Annotated in this window: 3 protein-coding genes; all 3 read left to right on the top strand. The window is 70.3% G+C overall.

What is annotated here, in order from left to right; translation table 11 throughout:
• A partial coding sequence (gene trbC, locus PKE44_RS18095) for a type-F conjugative transfer system pilin assembly protein TrbC (RefSeq protein ID WP_324554033.1) occupies positions 1 to 422 on the top strand: 422 nt, incomplete at its 5' end.
• Positions 423 to 424: 2 nt separating this feature from the next.
• The gene (locus PKE44_RS18090; protein WP_324554031.1) at positions 425 to 1414 is read left to right on the top strand and encodes a hypothetical protein; all 990 of its coding nucleotides are present in this window, start codon (positions 425 to 427) and stop codon (positions 1412 to 1414) included.
• Positions 1411 to 2585, top strand: a 1175-nt coding sequence (locus PKE44_RS18085; protein WP_324554028.1) for a conjugal transfer protein TraN, incomplete at its 3' end; no start/stop codon positions are given. The genes PKE44_RS18090 and PKE44_RS18085, both read left to right, overlap by 4 nt.

The raw sequence follows: 2585 nt of genomic DNA, 5'->3' as shown, positions 1-2585 counted from the left end.
CGGCCGCGAGCCCGCTTCGCATCTTCATCACGCTGGAGATGCCCCGCGCGAGCCTGCAACTGTTGACCGATCAAGCCGCGCGCAGCGGCGCGGTCCTGGTGCTGCGGGGCCTGAAGGCCAACTCGATGCGCGAGACCCTCGCGGCCGTCTCCAGCCTGATCGGCGAGCGTCAGGTGGCGTGGGTGATCGACCCCGAAGCCTTCGCACGCCATCGCATCGAACGCGCGCCGACCTTCGTGCTGAGTCTCGACGATCGCGCCGACACGGCGACGAGCTGCGGCACGGACTGCCGCACGCCTCCGGCCTTCGTCAGCGTGTCCGGAGACGTGAGCCTCGACCACGCGCTGGACACGCTGGCCAGGCAGCGCCCCGAAGCGCGACCGCTGGTGGCGCCGCTGCTCGCGCGGCTGAAAGGGCCCTGAGCATGCGGGCCTCGAAACGACTCACCGGCCAGCTCGTCGCGTTCGCGGCCACGCTGTTCGCAGCGCTGCCGTCCCTCTACGCGCAAGCGCCGCCAACGCAGGGTGAGGCCTTCGAGCAGGGCAAGGCACTCGGCCGGACCGGCAACGCCGCGGCCCGCGGCACCATCAGCGGCAGCACGGCGCAGTCCACCGTTCCGAGCTACACCACCAATCCCCCGGAGGCGAGCTACTTCGGCAGCCCGGGGCTCGGCAGCCAGGCCGCGGCACGAGCCAGCGCCTGCGCGAGCGGCCCCGCCGCCGATCCCTCCTGCACGGCAGTGCAGTTCTCGCAGACCAATCCGAGCCAACGGCCGAGCTTCGGCATCGCGCCGACCGACCCCCTGCTCACCCGCGGTCGCGCGATCACCGCCGACCCGCAGGCCATCGCCGGAAACATCGCCGGCACCTACAGCGGCTGCGCCGTCCAGACCGTCACCACGCCCGACCGTTTCGAGACGGCGATCTGCCACCAGTACCGCACGCTGGAGACCCTCACCTGCGACAAGGTGCTGATCGTCACGCCGATCCAGACGCCCGGCTGCTCGGCCGGCCAGTTCCTCACCCGCGTCACCGCCGACCCCTGCCCCGCCTGCATCGACTACCTGGCCTTCGACTTCAGCTGCGGGACCAACAGCTACACGATGCACGTCTTCACCATCGACAAGGGCAGCGGTCAGGTCTACATGGACCTGGGCTCGCAGGACGTCCCCGGCAGCCTGAACACGCAGATCCCGCAGACCCCGGGCCCCTCGCGGATCGACGGCTTCTTCTGCTACCAGACCTACTACAGCCAGAGCTGCGCCGGCCCCAACTGCACCATCGGCGCGTGGTTCTACAACCCCTGCCAGGGCACGAGCTACTACGGCGCCAACACCTTCGCGATGCCGACCACGGTCAGCTTCAGCGACACCTGGGACAACCAGTGCGCGACGCTGGAGGCGCGCTCGCAATGAGAGCCGCGCGGCGCTTCGACTGGATCGCCGGCAGCGCGCTGGCGCTCTGCCTGCTCGCATCGGCGCCGGCCACAGCCGCCGACTGCTACCAGACCGCGGAGACCTGCGTCGAAGGCCCGGAGACCCGCACCATCGGCGGCTACCCGGTGCAGCGGGACTGCTGGCGTTACCGCGCGTCCTACACCTGCGTCTCGCAGAACAGCACCGACGACTGCCAGCCCTTGCGCGACCGCGGCTGCAGCCAGGTCGATTCGCGCTGCATGGACACGAACCCCCAGGGCGCCTGCATGCTCTACGAGCAGACCTGGCAGTGCCGCGTCGCCACGGGCACCACCTCGACGGTGACGAACTGCGGCGGCCAGCAGTTCTGCCTGGACGGGCGCTGCTTCGACACCGGCTACGCGCCGGACGCCGACTTCGCGCGTGCCGTCGCCGGACTGGAAGCGCAGCGCGAAGCCGGTCGCTACCTGGACCCGAACACGCTGGAAGTCTTCAAGGGCTACGACAACCGCTGCCGCAAGAAGCTCTTCGGTCTGGTGAACTGCTGCAAGGGCGGCGGCACCGACGGCTCGCTCTTCTCCACCTTCAGCCTGATCACCGGCGCCGGCGGCCAGGCCATCGGCGCCATCGGCTCGAGCTACACCTACGACGCCCTCTTCACGGCCGATGCGCCCGACCTCGTGATCGCCGGCTTCGAGGCGCTCTTCGGCGCCGGCGGCGGCTCCTCGGCGCTCGCCGGGCTGATCGCCGGCGACCTGTCGGTGGGCTCCTTCGTGACCTCGCTGGTGCCGGGCCCGTGGACGCTCGCGATGCTCGCGATCCAGCTCTCGGGACTGCTGTCCTGCGAGGACGCCGAGCAGGTCCTCGCGATGAAGCGCGACAACCGCCTGTGCCACGGCGTCGGCAGCTACTGCTCGATGCGACTGCCGATCATCCGCACCTGCATCGAGACCACCGAGACCTACTGCTGCTTCAACTCGCGCCTGTCGCGCATCATCAACGAGCAGGGCCGCGCGCAACTCGGCCGCGGCTGGGGCGGCGCCCAGGGCCCCGACTGCAGCGGCTTCGCGCTCGCGCAGCTCCAGGCGCTGGACTTCTCGCGCATGGACCTCACCGAGTTCTATGCGGAGATCGCGCCCACGCTGCCGAACCTCGGCGACCTGCAGCAGCG

Source organism: Plasticicumulans sp., from assembly GCF_035331805.1.
Lineage (GTDB): Bacteria > Pseudomonadota > Gammaproteobacteria > Competibacterales > Competibacteraceae > Plasticicumulans.
This window is presented reverse-complemented; position numbering and strand designations above follow the sequence as displayed.